Annotated in this window: 15 protein-coding genes and 3 pseudogenes; 13 read left to right on the top strand and 5 right to left on the bottom strand. The window is 28.1% G+C overall.

The genetic code is table 11. The features are described from left to right. Positions 1-1,031: cache domain-containing protein (locus tag ELQ07_RS05660; protein ID WP_208359324.1), on the bottom strand; the 1,031-nt coding region annotated here is incomplete at its 3' end. 222 nt (positions 1,032-1,253) lie between these two features. Here ELQ07_RS05660 and ELQ07_RS05655 point away from each other — a divergent pair. The 11 genes and pseudogenes from ELQ07_RS05655 (at position 1,254) to ELQ07_RS05605 (ending at position 11,072) form a co-directional block, all read left to right on the top strand. After that, complete coding sequence (locus ELQ07_RS05655; protein ID WP_134224857.1) at positions 1,254-1,679, top strand: MerR family transcriptional regulator; 426 nt, start codon at positions 1,254-1,256, stop codon at positions 1,677-1,679. A 78-nt stretch (positions 1,680-1,757) separates the two neighbouring features. Continuing rightward, positions 1,758-2,858 (top strand): annotated as a pseudogene (locus ELQ07_RS05650) (MFS transporter). A 45-nt stretch (positions 2,859-2,903) separates the two neighbouring features. Further along, positions 2,904-3,233, top strand: a complete 330-nt coding sequence (locus ELQ07_RS05645) for an NAD(P)H-dependent oxidoreductase (protein WP_243833564.1) — start codon at positions 2,904-2,906, stop codon at positions 3,231-3,233. 295 nt (positions 3,234-3,528) lie between these two features. Further along, on the top strand, positions 3,529-4,389 hold the full coding sequence (locus ELQ07_RS05640) for an aldo/keto reductase (protein WP_126265552.1): 861 nt from the start codon (positions 3,529-3,531) through the stop codon (positions 4,387-4,389). A 48-nt stretch (positions 4,390-4,437) separates the two neighbouring features. Next, positions 4,438-5,565, top strand: coding sequence for an alpha/beta hydrolase (locus tag ELQ07_RS05635; RefSeq protein ID WP_134224856.1), 1,128 nt, complete (start codon positions 4,438-4,440; stop codon positions 5,563-5,565). Continuing rightward, the gene (locus ELQ07_RS05630) at positions 5,565-6,197 is read left to right on the top strand and encodes a hypothetical protein (protein WP_134224855.1); all 633 of its coding nucleotides are present in this window, start codon (positions 5,565-5,567) and stop codon (positions 6,195-6,197) included. Before ELQ07_RS05635 ends, ELQ07_RS05630 begins: the two co-directional genes overlap by 1 nt. Beyond that, the gene (locus ELQ07_RS05625) at positions 6,178-7,365 is read left to right on the top strand and encodes an MFS transporter (RefSeq protein ID WP_134224854.1); all 1,188 of its coding nucleotides are present in this window, start codon (positions 6,178-6,180) and stop codon (positions 7,363-7,365) included. Before ELQ07_RS05630 ends, ELQ07_RS05625 begins: the two co-directional genes overlap by 20 nt. A 61-nt stretch (positions 7,366-7,426) precedes the next feature. Beyond that, positions 7,427-8,404: an aldo/keto reductase gene (locus tag ELQ07_RS05620; RefSeq protein WP_134224853.1), complete on the top strand. Its 978-nt coding sequence runs from the start codon at positions 7,427-7,429 to the stop codon at positions 8,402-8,404. A 55-nt stretch (positions 8,405-8,459) separates the two neighbouring features. Beyond that, positions 8,460-8,879: a cupin domain-containing protein gene (locus ELQ07_RS05615; protein ID WP_070247970.1), complete on the top strand. Its 420-nt coding sequence runs from the start codon at positions 8,460-8,462 to the stop codon at positions 8,877-8,879. 107 nt (positions 8,880-8,986) lie between these two features. Further along, positions 8,987-9,741, top strand: a pseudogene (locus ELQ07_RS05610) (carboxymuconolactone decarboxylase family protein). Positions 9,742-10,052: 311 nt separating this feature from the next. Beyond that, positions 10,053-11,072: a hypothetical protein gene (locus ELQ07_RS05605; protein WP_243832736.1), complete on the top strand. Its 1,020-nt coding sequence runs from the start codon at positions 10,053-10,055 to the stop codon at positions 11,070-11,072. A 152-nt stretch (positions 11,073-11,224) separates the two neighbouring features. On the opposite strand, the gene ELQ07_RS05600 is transcribed toward ELQ07_RS05605, so the two are convergent. Beyond that, positions 11,225-12,103: an aminoglycoside 6-adenylyltransferase gene (locus ELQ07_RS05600; RefSeq protein WP_134224852.1), complete on the bottom strand. Its 879-nt coding sequence runs from the start codon at positions 12,101-12,103 to the stop codon at positions 11,225-11,227. Continuing rightward, a pseudogene (locus tag ELQ07_RS08435) lies at positions 12,069-12,300 on the bottom strand (hypothetical protein); the annotation flags it as partial. The gene ELQ07_RS05600 and the pseudogene ELQ07_RS08435, both read right to left, overlap by 35 nt. 253 nt (positions 12,301-12,553) lie before the next feature. On the opposite strand from ELQ07_RS08435, the gene ELQ07_RS05595 reads away from it, so the two are divergent. Then, entirely contained in the window at positions 12,554-13,630 is a 1,077-nt protein-coding gene (locus ELQ07_RS05595) for an NAD(P)-dependent alcohol dehydrogenase (protein WP_088303958.1), read from the top strand. 1 nt (position 13,631) lies between these two features. On the opposite strand, the gene ELQ07_RS05590 is transcribed toward ELQ07_RS05595, so the two are convergent. Then, positions 13,632-14,081, bottom strand: coding sequence for a lipocalin family protein (locus ELQ07_RS05590; RefSeq protein ID WP_070316787.1), 450 nt, complete (start codon positions 14,079-14,081; stop codon positions 13,632-13,634). After that, complete coding sequence (locus tag ELQ07_RS05585) at positions 14,074-14,415, bottom strand: helix-turn-helix domain-containing protein (protein ID WP_002867086.1); 342 nt, start codon at positions 14,413-14,415, stop codon at positions 14,074-14,076. The genes ELQ07_RS05590 and ELQ07_RS05585 overlap by 8 nt, the downstream gene beginning before the upstream one ends. 99 nt (positions 14,416-14,514) lie before the next feature. Here ELQ07_RS05585 and ELQ07_RS05580 point away from each other — a divergent pair, with 99 nt between their 5' ends. Beyond that, entirely contained in the window at positions 14,515-15,093 is a 579-nt protein-coding gene (locus ELQ07_RS05580; RefSeq protein WP_070316788.1) for an NAD(P)H-dependent oxidoreductase, read from the top strand. Positions 15,094-15,119 lie beyond the last annotated feature (26 nt).

Here is a 15,119-nt window from a genome sequence, read left to right as displayed (position 1 = left end):
ATTTGTCCAAATTCATCATTGCTTTTTACTTCTATAGTAGAAACATTTTTTGTTTTATGGTTGATGAAGTCAAAGAATGAATTTAAACCTGTTTGAATAGTTGTAAGTGGAGAGAGGTATTTTGATACGATGAAATAAAGGAGGATGACGCTAAATACTACTACAATAATGACAACAATGGCTTGAATAAATGCGGCTTTATGAATAGGTTTATTTATAATATCAGCACTTTCACTAATACAAGCTGTATAGGTAAAGACTTTAGTACAAGTTCCAAGTCTTTCTTGGCCATCTAATTCATAAGAAAAAAAGTTATAGTTTCCATGTGTTTTATACGCATTTAAAATAGGAGAATGATCAATGGATGGATTTAATAATTCTTTATTAGTTGCTGCAAATATTTTATTTTCTCTATCAAATAAAAGTGTATTTCCAGGAGTTGCTGCAACTAACTCTTGTAAATTTTCTGATGGTATATCGATACCTAATACCCCTATAATTTTACCATCTTTATAGATAGCTTTAGAATACGTTATTACATATTGTTTTAAATTTGCATCTAAATATGCTGGTGTAACAAAAATATCATTTGTTTTTAAAGCTTCTTGGTACCAATTTTTTGTCTTTATATCTAAATCATCACGCAACTCAGGCATTTTTGCATCATTAGATTTTTGACTAAGTAAAACTTTTCCATTAGTTAAACCTAAATAAACATTTAGTGCATTTGTGCTATGACGATAATATTTTAATATCGGACCAACATTGTTAATAATATTTTCTTCAGTGATTAAGGATTGATAAGGTAAATTTGTGATATCTTTTTCTAAAGCTCTAGTAAAAGATTGATTTGTAGAACGGAAATCTTCGACGGTAGATTGTGTGACCTTAAGCAAGTCGGTTTGGTTTTTAAGGGTAGCTTCATGTAATGAGGTTTTTGTAAAATAAAAACTCACAATACTTAGAACAATTAAAGCAAAAATTGCAATTAAATTTGCAATGAGAGAAAGTTTGATTTTTATACTATTCATTTTTTTCCTTTTTTTGTATTTATTTTTAATTTAAAATTAAATGTAGTATTATTTTATCAAAAAATATAAAATATTGTTTGACTTTTATCTTGAAAATTTAAAAATTTAATTATATTAATTGAAAATTATATGTATTTTTCTAAAAAGTAGCATTAATATAAAATAATAAAATATTTAGTTAAAAATTGAATTGTATGAAATTTATATTTATAAAGGATTAGAATGGCTTATACGATCATAGAGATAGAAAGAAAAACAGGAGTTTCTAGTAGAACACTTAGGTTTTGGCTAGATAAAGGTTTATTTCCCTTTGTGGAAAAAGATAAAAATGGAGTGCGTTATTTTAGTGAAAAAGATTTAGAATGGGTGATTTGGGTGGATTGTTATAGACAAATTGGTATGAGTATTGAAGATCTTAAAAGATATATTTTTTTATGTGCTAAGGGTAAAGATACGGCAAAAGAGAGATTAGAGATTATTTTAAAATTAAAAGAAAAAACACTAAAGGATATGAAAAAATTGGAGAATATTATAAAAAAACTTGATTTTAAAATAGATTATTATGAAAAAATGGTTATGGAAAATAAAGATGAGCTAAATCCTTTAAGTAAAGATTATATTAAACGAAAAAAACGAGTAAAAATTTAAAAATATTTAATTTTATTCTTGACTTACACTAGATGTTAGGTTTTATACTTTTAAAAATTTAAAAATTGAAAGGATAAAATGCTAACTTTAAATAGGGATAAAATACCTAATTCTCAAATTATTTTAGTATTTTGCTTAGGTGTATTTGGAATTTTAAGTACAGAGCTTGGAATGATGGGGATTATTCCTGTAGTATCTGAAAATTTTCATGTGAGTATTTCTGATGCGGGTTGGAGCGTAGGTGTTTTTGCGCTCGTGATAACTTTTTGTGCACCTATAGTCCCTTTGCTTTGTGCAAATTTCAATCTTAAAAAATTAATGCTTATTTGTCTTTTAGTTTTTACATTTTTTTCTTTTGCGAGTGCTTTTGTAAATGAATTTTGGCAATTGCTCATTTTTAGAATTATTCCTGCTTTTTTTCATCCTATTTATATAGCTCTTGTTTTAAGTATGGTTGCTAATTTAGTTGAAGATAAACAAGAAGTCCCAAAAGCTACGGCTAAGATTTTTACAGCAGTGAGTGCAGGGATGGTTTTGGATGTGCCTATGACTAGTTATTTTGGTGGAAATTTTAGTTTTGAAGTGGCGATGTTATTTTTTTGTATTTTAAATAGTTTATCTTTTTTAGCAACTTTGTTATTTGTGCCTGATTTTAAAAGGGTAAATCCTGTTAAAATAACTAAGCAACTGCTTATCTTAAGATACCCACTTTTGTGGATTAGCATTCTTTGTGTTATCTGTATAAATACTGGAATTTTGGGATTTTATTCTTATTTTTCTGATTTTTTGTATAGTGCAGCAAAGATGAATTTTACTTTCATTAGTGTTGTATTGGCTATTTATGGTTTTTCAAACATTATAGGTAATTATATAGCAGGAAAAACTCTTGTGAAAATGCACATTTTACTTTGCTTTTATATTGGGAATTTTAGGCGGAATAATGAATAATGGTACACACTTTATAATAAACCATCCTTTTCCAAAAGCTCCTGATTTTAGCAATGGACTTTTTATAAGTGTAGCTAACATAGGGTTGAGTAGTGGAAGTGCTATTTGTGGAGTGGTTATATCTTTGAGTAATACACGCTTTATTGTTGTAAGTACTATTTTTTGTTGATTTTAGGAATTGTAATGATTTTATTAAGAAGGAGGGTAGAAAAAATGAAATTAAGATTTTAATTTTAAAATTTAATAACCTTATATTTTATACTAAAAGGAGATAAAATGAAAACTTTAATTGTTTTTGCTCATACTTTTTGGAAAGATTCAAAAGTAAATCGTACTTTATTAGAAAGCATAAAAGATATAGATAGTTTAAAAATTCACAATCTTAGTACAAGTTATAATGATGGCAAGATTGATGTTGATAAAGAACTTGTTTTGCTAAAGGAAGCAGATAAAATTATCTTTCAATTCCCACTTTTTTGGTTTAGCACCCCAAGTTTGCTTAAAGAGTGGCAAGATAGAGTTTTAAGTGCAATTTTATATAGTAAAAAAGGGCTTTTAAAAGGTAAATTTTTTCAAGTTATTACAACTTTGGGTGGTGCTGAGTAAAGTTATGATGGACATCACGGTGCTACTTTAGAAGATCTTTTAAGACCTATTTATTATGGTTTTGAGTATTTAGGTTGTATAAGTATTAAGCCTTACGCTATTTTTAATGTAAGTGTTGATGGTCTTGATTTAAATATTTATAAAAAAGCACTGACTATAAATTAAAACAAACTCAAAAATAAGTTAAATTTTTAGTTTAAGGGATAAAATTTATAAGAGTGAGTACAAACTCGCTTTTGATGCTTAAGTGTTTTTATATTTTAGAGTATTAATTTTTGTAAGAATAGGAGTTAGAATGCATGATTTTAAGATTACTTTAAATAATGGAATAAAAATACCAGTAATAGGCTATGGTGTATATCAAATTGACAACTTAAAAAAATGTCAAGAGTGTGTTGAAAATGCAATTAATATAGGATATAGATTGATTGATACAGCACAAAGCTATGGTAATGAAGAAGCAGTTGGACAAGGTATAATCAATGCTTTAAAGAATGGAATCAAGAGAGAGGAGATTTTTATAACTACTAAATTATGGCTTAGCGATGCAAATGAAACAAAAGCTTTAAAAGCATTTGATTATTCTCTTAAAAAATTAAAACTTGATTATATAGATTTATATCTTATTCATCAACCCTATTCAGATATATATGGAGCGTATAGGGCAATGAGCAAGCTTTATAAAGAAGGTAGAATAAAAGCTATTGGTGTAAGCAATTTTTATCCAGATAGGCTTGTAGATTTTGTTTTTGGAAATGAGATAAAGCCAGCTATAAATCAAGTAGAGTGCAATCCTTTTCATGCGCAATTTCAAGCACAAAAACTTATGCAAGAGCTTAATGTGCAAATGCAATCTTGGGCACCATTTGGAGAAGGCAAGAATAATATTTTTAACAATGAAACAATTGCAAATATTGGTTTAAAATATCAAAAAACAAATGCACAAGTAATTTTAAGATGGTTGATACAAAGAAATATTATTGTTATTCCAAAAACCACTCAAAAAGCAAGAATGTTTGAAAATTTTAATATTTTTGATTTCAGTTTAGATGAGCAAGATATGCTAGAAATATCTAAACTTGACAATAAAGAGAGTTTGTTTTTTAATCATCAAGATCCCAATATTGTTAAACAAATGTATCAATTAAAACGTTAAATTTTTTAAAGTTGGATTGAAATTATATTTTTGATAAAGGAAATAAAAATGAAAAGAAGAAATTTTTTTAAAGTTACAGCAGGTGCAATAGCATTAAGTAGTCTTAGTTTAAAATCTAATTTATCTGCAAATGAAAAAGTTCAAGACTTTGATGATAAAAAATTAAATCCTAGTAAAGAAGCATTGAGGAATATCAGTAAAAATCCTTTCGGTTTGGTTTATGAGAATGCCATAGTTGCAAATCAAAAAGGTCAAGTAAATATTAAGAAGGTAAGCTATGGATTAGACAATAATAAAAGTGTAGCCAATCTTTATTTACCTGCAAATTTTAGTGTAAAATTAAAATATCCAGCTATTGTTGTAGCCCATCCAAATGGTGGGGTAAAAGAGCAAGTTGCAGGGCTTTTTGCACAAAAATTAGCAGAGCTTGGTTATATTACTTTAGCTTTTGATGCTTTTTATCAAGGAGAAAGCCAAGGTTTTCCACGCAATAAAGATGTTCCATCAAGCAGAGTTGAAGATATCTCTAAAGCGATTGATTTTTTAGATACTTTTAAAGGGGTAGATAAGGAAAGAATAGGAATTTTAGGAATTTGCGGAGGAGGTGGCTACACATTAAAAGCAGCGCAAAAAGATAAAAGATTAAAAGCAGTAGCAACTTTAAGTGTTTTTAATACAGGACTTGTTCGTCGTAATGGTTTTTTAAATAGTGAGCTTGATAAGATTCAAGAAAAATTATTAAACGCAAGTAAAGCAAGAGAATTAGAAGCTACAAGTGGTAAAATAAGCTATACAGGTTTTGCTCCTAAAAAATTAAATAAAGAAGAGCTTGATAAAATTCCTACAGATCTTTATCGTGAGGGTATGATTTATTATGGAGATACTCATGCACATCCTAATTCTAGTTTTATTTATACAACAAGTTCTTTAATGGATCTTATGAGTTTTGATGCAACTGATCAAATTGAGCTTATTACTCAGCCTTTGCTTATGCTTGTAGGTGATAAAGCAGATACAGCTTATATGAGTAAAGAAGCGTTTGATAAGGCAATAGGAACTCAAAATAAAGAACTTTTCGTGCTAAAAGATACCACACATATACAAAGTTATTACAAAAAAGATTCTGTAAATGCAACTCTAACAAAATTGCAAAAATTTTATGAGAAATATTTATAATGAATAAAAGAGAGTTTTTAAAATATCTTCTCAAGATAGGAATTTTAGCAAGTGCACCAAGTTTTAGCTTGGCACAGAATAAAAGAATTTTACTTGTTTATTATACAAGGACACTAAATACTCACATTTTAGTTTTATTTATACAAAGCGTTTTAAAATGTGATATTTTAAGGCTTGAGAGTGCAGAAATTTACCCTACAAATTACGATGAAATGGTGACTTTAGCTCAAAAACAAAAGCGAGAGAAAATCTTTGTCAAACTTGCACCTTATTCGCTAAATTTAAGTGCATACACTCATATTTTTATTGCCTCGCCTCTTTGGGGATTGTCTCTAAGTGCTCCTATAAAAAGTTTTTTAAAAAACCATGATTTTGAAAATAAATTCCTAACTCCTATTATTACTAATGCTAGATGGGGTTTTGGAAATTCTATAAATGAGATAAAAAATCTAACTAAAGCGACTATTTTGCAAGGCTTAGAATATGAATTTAAACTTAAAGAAAAAACCACAAGAAACTTAAAACAATATAATGAAAATTTAATATCCCAAAATAATGCTTTTGAAAAGCTAGACAAAGAAAAAATTATAAATTTCTTACAAAGAAAAAATTATGCAACATTCAAAGCTTGATAAAAAAATTATTCACTTAAGCGAAAGGCTTATGTTTAAACTCGTACTTTTTTCGGCAGCGATGATGACTGTTTTAGGCACTATTGTGATAGCTCCTGCATTACCTGCTATGAATGAATACTTTAAAAATGTTTCAAATATAGAGCTTTTAAGTGGTCTTGTGGTTACTATTCCTGCACTTTTTGTGATGATTTTTTCACCTATAGCAGGAAATTTAATAGATAGATTTGGTAAGTTAAAATTTCTTTATCCTGCGATGATTTTATGGATTATATCTGGAGTTAGCGGGTGCTTTTTAGATAGTATTTATGCTTTGTTAATTAGTAGGGCATTTTTTGGTATAGCTACAGCTTTCATTACAACAGCAGCAAGCACCTTACTTGGAGATTATTATAGCATAGGAGATAGACGTGATAAGGCTTTGAGTTTACAAGGCTTTATTTTAGCAATGGGTGGTGCAATGCTTACTATTATTAGTGGATATTTGGCGAGTTTTTCTTGGCGTTATGTGTTTTTGGTTTATGGTAGTGGGATTTTTATTTTTATTTTTTGTCTTTTTTATTTATTTGAGCCACGAAGTGCTAAAAAATATATACAAGAAAAGCCCTTAGAAAAGATAAATTACAAGCCTTTTTTACCTATTTATTTTATGGGATTTTTTATTATGTTAATTTATTATTTAGCTGGTATTAATTTTCCACATTACATAGAAAGTTTAGGACTTAATGCTAAATACATAGGTTTTGCTATGGCTGTGCCAACTATAAGTTATGGAATCTTTTGTTATCTTTATAAGGACATTGTGAAATTTTTAAATATCAAACAAATTTATGTGTTAGGGCTTATTTTGGAGGCTTTTGGATTTTTGCTTGTATTTTTAATAGAAGATTTTACTGTTTGTGTTATTAGCTTATTTATTTTTGGAATGGTTGGTGGGCTAATTGTTACAAATAATAGTGCCTATCTTTTTAAACTTACAAAGTCAAATTCTCGTGCTAGAGCTTATAGTGGCTTGGCAAGTTGTATATTTTTTGGGCAATTTATCTGTCCTATCGTTACAACACCTATGGTAAAAGTTTTTGGGCTAAAAATGGAGTTTTTAATCTGGATTTTGGTACTTTTTGTTGTGAGTATTATTTATAAGAAAATGTATCTAAAAAATACTTGACTTACACTAGATGATAGCTTATATAATTTTGTAAATTTAATTTTATAAAAAGGAAAAACAAATGCAAAAAGGAAAATTAAGAAATTTGGAAGTAAGTGTCTTAGGACTTGGTTGTATGGGAATGAGCTTTGGTTATGGAGAAGCTAAAGATGAAAAAGAGATGATAACACTCATTCATAGGGCAAAGGATCTTGGTATTGATTTTTTTGATACAGCCGAAGTTTATGGTCCTTTTGTTAATGAAGAATTAGTAGGTAAAGCAATAAAACCTTTTAGAAATGAAGTAATATTAGCAACAAAATTTGGTGTTAGAATTGAGGGTGCTAAGCAAATTGTTGATAGCACGCTTAATAAAATCAGACAAAGTTTAGAAGGTAGTTTGAAGCGTTTGCAAACGGATTGTATTGATCTTTATTATCAACACAGAGTTGATACAAATGTTCCAGTTGAAGAAGTTGCTAACTTAATGAGCGAGTTTTATAAAGAAGGAAAAATTAAAGCTTGGGGTATGAGTGAAGCAGGAGTGCAAAGCATTAAAAAAGCTCATGCAGTATTTCCGCTTAGTGCGGTTCAAAGTGAGTATTCTTTATGGTGGAGAGAACCAGAAAAAGAACTTTTAAAAGTTTTGGAAGAATTAAATATAGGTTTTGTTCCTTTTTCTCCTTTAGGAAAAGGATTTTTAGCAGGTAAATTTAATGCAAATTCTACTTTTGAAAATAATGATTTTAGATCGCAAGTTCCACGTTTTAAAAGCGAGAATTTAAAAGCTAATTTGGATTTAGTTTATGCATTAGAAGATATAGCAAAAGCTAAAAATGCTACTTTAGCACAAATTGCTCTTGCTTGGGTTTTAGCACAAAAAACATTTATTGTGCCTATTTTTGGAACAACAAATTTGCAAAGGTTAGAAGAAAACATTAACGCTGTTAATATTGATTTTACTCAAGAAGAATTAAATCATTTAAAGAGTATCTTGGATAAAATAAAAATCAAAGGGGATCGCTATGCCGGTGAAGCTGCTCTTAGAGTTGGGAAATAGAAAGTTTGGTTTATTTCTTATAATGATTTTATGTAGTTTTGTTAAAGGAGTGTAAATGCAAGAACTTGAAAGTAAAGGAATTCATGGAAGTTTTAAAGGCGATAGTAAATTTTTTAGCAAAAATGTAAAAGTTTCTATGATGTTTAAATCAAATGAGTGGAGAAATTTTAGTGGAGCTTTGGTTGAATTTGAAGCTAGTGCTAGAAGTGCATGGCATACACATCCTCAAGGACAAACCTTAATCGTAACAGAGGGCGAAATCATCACAAAAGTTCCAGGGCAAAAAGCATTTATTGCTAAAAAAGGCGATGTGATAAGCTGTCCTATAGGAGTAAAACATTTTCATGGTGCGACTAATACAAGTAGTGGAGCACACATAGCACTTACAGGCGAGAAAGAGGGTAAAAATGTAGAATGGCTTGAGCTTGTAAGCGATGAAGAATATGAAAATGCCTTAAAAGAAGCAAGAGAGTAAAAGAAATTTGTAAATAAAACACAAAATTTTTATAAAAACTTTTATGTTTTTGAAGTATTTTAAATGCTCTTTTTTCACAAACTTTAAAAACCACCAAGGATAAAACCATGCAATTAAGACAAAAAGCAAGAGAAATTTTTGAAAAACTCTTAGGAGGAGCAAAAAAGGATCAACTTTTTGCAAGTGATAAAGAGCATTTTATCAATCACATAAATTTTACTTTTGGCGAGAGTTTTGTAAAAGCAAATTTGGATACACAAAAATATTTTTTAATCACCCTTGCTTCTACTTTAGCAATAGGTGGAAAAATAGAGTTTAAAGCTTTACTTAAAGGTGCAATCAAGAACGATATAAGTCCTATTGTCATCAAAGAAGTGATTTATCAAGCTACGCCTTATGTGGGTTTTGCTAGAGTATGTGATTTTTTAAGTCTTTGTAATAAAGCATTTAAAAAACTAAATATTGCCTTATCTTTGACTTCACAAGACACCACTACGCAAGAAAATCGCAAAATAAAAGGCAGGGAAATACAAAATGCTATTTTTGGTGAAGCCAATATCACTAAATGATAGAATCTACCCTAGAAGATAAAGCTTTTATAAATGATTTTTTGAGTGCGAATTGTTTTGGAGACTACTATACACGCACAGGACTTGATCTAAAAACTAGGGAGCTTTTAACCCTTGTATATCTTATCTCACTTGGTGGGCTAGATAATCAAGTAAAAGCCCATATACAAGGTAATCTTAACATGGGACAAAGTAGAAAAGATTTGCTAAATATCATTGCAGCTCTTATTCCTTATATCGGTTATCCAAGGGCTTTAAATGCAATTGCTGTGTTAGATAGCTTGACTTTATAATTTTTTATGTTAAAAATTTATGTTGCATTTTTATTGAATGAAAGGATTAAAAAATGGAATTTAAAACTTTATTAAATATAAAAGAAAAAAGATTACAAGAATGTCAAGAATTGATAAAAAAACTTGAAAAGGAAAGAAGCAATTATGAAATTACAAATTGTAAAAATATAAAAGAAATAAATATAAAATTAGAAAAATTGATAAAAAAAGAAATTTTATTTTTTGAAAATTTAGAATATGAAAAATTTAAAAATAATCCCCAAGAATTTGATGATTTAGAAGATGAAATTTATTTTTATTTTGATTTATATATGATAAATATTTCCAAACCAGAGTTAAAAGAGCTTGAGTTTAATTCTAAAGTTGAATTTAAAAAATATGAGGAACGTTATGAAATAAGAAAAGATAAAAAAGATTTTATTAAACTTTCAAAATCAATTTTGCAAACTTCAAAAGATTTATTTCAAGTTGCAATTTTGGCTGGATTTTCCATAATTATTTTTATACTCATTCTACATTCTTTGCAAACAAAAACCATTCCTTTTTTGGATAGCCAAAAGGCAACTGCTTTGGCGATTACAGGAGTTTTATTTGGAGGAATTTTTAGTTTTTTCTACATGGGAATATTTTCTTTTTCAAGAGAACTATATAAACAATATTTTAAAATACCAAAAAGAATCCCTTTTATAATTTATGTTGCTTCATCCATTATCACTTTTATCACATTACAGAAACCTAATATATTATTATTAATATCTATTGTTATTGTATTTATAGTTGCAAATGGTGCATTATATTTTTTTGGGAGAGAATATAGAATTTCATTAAATAAAATAGAAACTTTTATGCTACAAACCATATTAATATTTATTATGTATGTATCTATGATCATTGTTAGTATTTTTATCATCATCAAATCTCAAGAAGTTAATTGTATTTATCTGGGTATTGGTCATTTAATTATTTTTATATTTTTTAGTCTTCAATTGTGTTTTAAAGACTTTAAAAGTTTTAAATTTTTTGTTTTGATTAACACTATTATCTTATTTTTATCTATTATGTTTTTAAATGAAAATATCACTTCTTATTTGAAAATAGGCAATTTTAAGGTAGAAGAAATGACACTAAGTAAAAATAAAATTGTAAAAAATAAATTATTAGATAATAATATCAGCTTTATTGAAAATGAAGAAGGTTTAAAAGTAAAAGATTTATATATTCTTTCAGATGCAAAAGATGTATATTATATACAAAGCAAAAAAGAAGAAAATAAGAAACTAAAAAAGTCATTTCTAATAGATAAAAAATATGTTTTAGATAAAGATTTTTGATAAAAAAGGAAAGTTAAAGTGCAAAGTATAAGTTAAAATATTTTACTTTAGTATAAATTACACTTATTTTTAAATATATCAGTTTAAAAAAACTTAAAGACTATAAAAATGCGAAATAAAAGTAGTTTTTATTAAAGAAGAATAAAATAACTTTACAATTTTCTTAAAATTTTGCAATATTTTTTTACATTTTTTCGATAAGAAAAAAGCTTAAAGTCATTCTTTTTTGCTACAAATTTGGTGTTTTTGTGAAATAAATTTTCAAGCTTTTTTCTTGTTTTTTCAATTTGTTCAAGTGAAGTAGTATTAAAAGAATTTAAGATAATTTTTATTTCTTTTTGCTTTAAAAAATTTAGAATATCAGTATTTTGTTTACCTAGCCAAATTTCAAAACCAAATTTAAGTCCGACTTTAAAACTAAGCATATCAAAAAGTGTTTCACGCATAGAATTTAACAAATAATTTGACATTATAAATTGTTTTCTTAAAAGAGCTTTTTCTAATTTTGTAAAAGTAAAATAAAACTCATTGCATATTTCATCAAAATCTTTTTCTGTTGGTTTCTTAATGCAAAAAACATTCTTGTTTTGAGTTTTCTTAAATCTTTGATCTTTATCTATAAGCGCTTTACTTAAAGGTTCAAATTTATAATAATGTTTCAATGATTTTAAGGGGATAAATTTAAAGTCTATTCTCACTCCATTTTTAAAAATTACCAAAAAACTCACCCAATTTTTAGGCAAATCAGCTTTATAGAATTCAAAGCTTTCAGGCGCTTGATAAAATAAAATTTTTCCAAAATTTTTAATAAATTTAGGTAATTTTGCTTTTTTGATATCTTTGCTTTTGTTTAGGTTTAATAATTTTCTCAAATTTTTAGATTTTAGAAAAAATGAAATATCATAATCTTGATATTTATCCTTTTTAGCTTTCTTATTTACTCTTGAACCTTCAAGTGTTATAAGACGAATTTGTTTATAAATAAAAGCAATATTTTTAATTTTTTCTAAAATTCTTTTTTCGCTTTGCATCTAAAAATTCCTTTTTAAAAAATCTTAAAAGTTTTATATTTATATAATAATGATTTTTATCCATTTTGATATACTTTAAAAATATTAAATTTTCATAAATTTTAAGATATTTTAATATTTTATTAAAATTCTATCCTTGTTTAAGGATAAGAAAATAAAAGCTCTAAGAAATCTTCGCTATAAAAATTTGTTTTATTTTATATATTTCATTCATTTAAAATCGCTTCTTTATCACACATTTTCTCTATATTTAGAAGTAGCTTTGGCGGTATAAATTCTTTTATATTTTAAAATTTCTAAAGATTTTTAACATTATAAAAAAATACGTTAAAAAATCAAAAAATTTTAACACATCAAGTATTTATTCTAATTTTTAAAAAATTATTTTCACTCTTGACTTATAGCTACTCTAATGTTTTATAATTATAAAAAATCAAAAAAGGAGCAAAAATGCAATACAAAATTTTAGAAAACAATCGCATCGCAAGTAAAGGCTATGCAATGCTTAGTAAAGATGCGAAATTTACACCCTTTGAATTTAGCCGCCACGCCATTGGCGATAATGATATTTTGATTAAAATCCTATATGCAGGCATTTGTCATAGCGATATTCACACCGCAAGAAGCGAGTGGGGAAAAGCTACTTATCCTTGCGTGCCTGGGCATGAGATAGCAGGAGAAGTTATCGCTGTGGGTAAAAATGTGAGTAAATTTAAAGTAGGAGATTACGCAGGGGTTGGTTGTATGGTAAATTCATGTGGTGAGTGCGATGCTTGCAAACGCTCACAAGAGCAGTTTTGCGAAAATGGCAAAACCATCTTTACTTACAATAGTTGTGATGTATTTCACGGCAATGAAAACACTTATGGGGGCTACTCAAACAACATAGTTGTAAGTGAAAAATTTGCCATTTGTGTACCAAAAAATGCACCGATGCATAAGGTTGCGCCTTTGCTTTGTGCGGGCATTACTACTTACTCTCCTTTAAAATTTTCTAAGATAAAAGAAGGCTCAAGCGTTGCTATAGCAGGCTTTGGCGGACTTGGTATGATGGCTGTAAAATACGCTGTTAAAATGGGTGCAAAGGTTAGCGTTTTTGCTAGAAATGAAAACAAAAAAGCCGACGCTTTGGCTATGGGTGTAAGCTCATTTTACACAAGCGCTGATAAAAACGCCGTAAAAGAACGTTTTGATTTAATCATCTCAACCATTCCAACGCCTTATAATCCTGCAATTTATTTGGATTTACTTAAATTTGGTGGCGAAATGGCTATAGTTGGCTTACCACCTGTGGAAGATAAGGTAAATATAGGCATAAACGAGCTTGTACATAAGGCAGGTAAAAAGGTTTATGGCTCGCTAATTGGCGGTATTGCTGAAACTCAAGAAATGCTTGATTTTTCTTTAAAACACGAAATTTATCCAGAAACCGAGCTTATCACACCGCAAGAAATCGATAAAGCTTATGAAAATCTAACCTCAGGAAAGGCTAAATTTCGCTATGTCATTGATATGACAAAAGAATAATTTAATACTTATTAAAAACCACATCGCTAATGTCAAATCCCCTTTGCCTAGCGATGTTTAAAAGCTCTTTTATACTTTTTTCATCAATTATATTTCTTGCTAAGATCCAAAGATATTTTTTATCAGGACTACCCACAATGGCAACTTTATACTCGCTATCAACAAAAATGATTTCATAATTTACCTTATTAAACAGGTTCATAAAGATGTTAAATCTCACTGCTAATTGCCTATTTGAAACGATTTTTGCCTTGCCTTTTATACTTGAAATTTCATTTTCTTTACTGCAAAAATTCTCAATTTCTACATAAGGAACGCCATTTTTGTATTTAAGCTCGTATTTTGCCTTTGAATTTAGGCAAGATTTTTGAAAAAAGGCTGGTTTTCTAGCCATTTCAAGCCATTCTCCCATATAATTTTGCAAAGAAAGTTCGCCAATTAATTCAAGCATTTTTTTCCTTTTTGTCTTTCTCGCCCCATTTGCACATAGCTTGTAAAATAGGAATTAAACTTTGTCCGCGTTTGGATAAGCTATATTCTACCTTGGGTGGAATTTGAGCGTATTCTTTTCTGATGATTAAACCATCGTTTTCTAGTTCTCTTAAGGTATTGGTTAAAGTTTTAAAAGATATGGAGCTTAAAAAGCGTTTGAGTTCATTATAACGCACGATTTCATAGCGAAATAAGCAGTATAAAATACTCATTTTATATTTTCCATTAATTAATGCTAGAGTATAGTTAAATCCGCATTCTTCGAAATTGCACTGAGAATTCTCTTTAGTCATTTAACATTCCTTTAGTATAGTATCTTACTTTATTTTCTGTATTGAAAATGATATTATGCTAAGTTATAATTGTATCATAAAATTTAAAAAAGGATAAAAATGAAAAATATACTTTTACTTAATGGCGGAAAGAATTTCGGTCATTCTAAGGGTGAGCTTAATCTTACTTTGCATAATCTTGCTGTTGAAACCCTTAAAGAATTAAATTATAATATAAATGAAACTCATATTGATCGTGGGTATGATGTAGAAAATGAAATTCAAAAGATTTTAAATTCTGATGTAGTGATTTATCAAATGCCTGGCTGGTGGATGGGCGAGCCTTGGATAGTTAAAAAATATATGGATGAAGTATTTACTGCAGGGCATACAAGATTATACGCAAGCGATGGAAGAAGTCATACAAATCCTACTAAAAATTATGGTAAAGGCGGGCTTTTACAGGGAAAAAAATATATGTTTTCTCTCACTTGGAATGCTCCATCTGAAGCTTTTAGTGAAAAAGATGAATTTTTTGAAGGTGTTGGGGTTGATGGTGTTTATTTGCATTTACACAAAGCAAATCAGTTTTTAGGAATGAGTGCTTTACCAACTTTTATTTGCCACGATGTGATTAAAAATCCTCAAGTGGAAAAATATCTAAACGAGTATGAACTACACTTGAAAAAAATTTTTTAAAAAAATTTGACTTAAAAATTTCAAGG

Origin of the sequence: Campylobacter sp. US55, from assembly GCF_004378955.1 — a bacterium.
Lineage (GTDB): Bacteria > Campylobacterota > Campylobacteria > Campylobacterales > Campylobacteraceae > Campylobacter_D > Campylobacter_D jejuni.
Note: the sequence above shows the minus strand (reverse complement) of the source record. Positions and strands in the feature narration are given on the sequence as shown.

Excerpts from the sequence above, each read along its gene's own strand:
- ELQ07_RS05605 (WP_243832736.1), top strand. The coding sequence starts at position 10,053 with ATGATAAATATTTCCAAACCAGAGTTAAAAGAGCTTGAGTTTAATTCT.
- ELQ07_RS05585 (WP_002867086.1), bottom strand. The coding sequence starts at position 14,415 with ATGACTAAAGAGAATTCTCAGTGCAATTTCGAAGAATGCGGATTTAAC.
- ELQ07_RS05590 (WP_070316787.1), bottom strand. The coding sequence starts at position 14,081 with ATGCTTGAATTAATTGGCGAACTTTCTTTGCAAAATTATATGGGAGAA.
- ELQ07_RS05620 (WP_134224853.1), top strand. The coding sequence starts at position 7,427 with ATGCAAAAAGGAAAATTAAGAAATTTGGAAGTAAGTGTCTTAGGACTT.
- ELQ07_RS05600 (WP_134224852.1), bottom strand. The coding sequence starts at position 12,103 with ATGCAAAGCGAAAAAAGAATTTTAGAAAAAATTAAAAATATTGCTTTT.
- ELQ07_RS05630 (WP_134224855.1), top strand. The coding sequence starts at position 5,565 with ATGAATAAAAGAGAGTTTTTAAAATATCTTCTCAAGATAGGAATTTTA.
- ELQ07_RS05615 (WP_070247970.1), top strand. The coding sequence starts at position 8,460 with ATGCAAGAACTTGAAAGTAAAGGAATTCATGGAAGTTTTAAAGGCGAT.
- ELQ07_RS05595 (WP_088303958.1), top strand. The coding sequence starts at position 12,554 with ATGCAATACAAAATTTTAGAAAACAATCGCATCGCAAGTAAAGGCTAT.
- ELQ07_RS05645 (WP_243833564.1), top strand. The coding sequence starts at position 2,904 with ATGAAAACTTTAATTGTTTTTGCTCATACTTTTTGGAAAGATTCAAAA.
- ELQ07_RS05580 (WP_070316788.1), top strand. The coding sequence starts at position 14,515 with ATGAAAAATATACTTTTACTTAATGGCGGAAAGAATTTCGGTCATTCT.
- ELQ07_RS05635 (WP_134224856.1), top strand. The coding sequence starts at position 4,438 with ATGAAAAGAAGAAATTTTTTTAAAGTTACAGCAGGTGCAATAGCATTA.
- ELQ07_RS05640 (WP_126265552.1), top strand. The coding sequence starts at position 3,529 with ATGCATGATTTTAAGATTACTTTAAATAATGGAATAAAAATACCAGTA.
- ELQ07_RS05655 (WP_134224857.1), top strand. The coding sequence starts at position 1,254 with ATGGCTTATACGATCATAGAGATAGAAAGAAAAACAGGAGTTTCTAGT.
- ELQ07_RS05625 (WP_134224854.1), top strand. The coding sequence starts at position 6,178 with ATGCAACATTCAAAGCTTGATAAAAAAATTATTCACTTAAGCGAAAGG.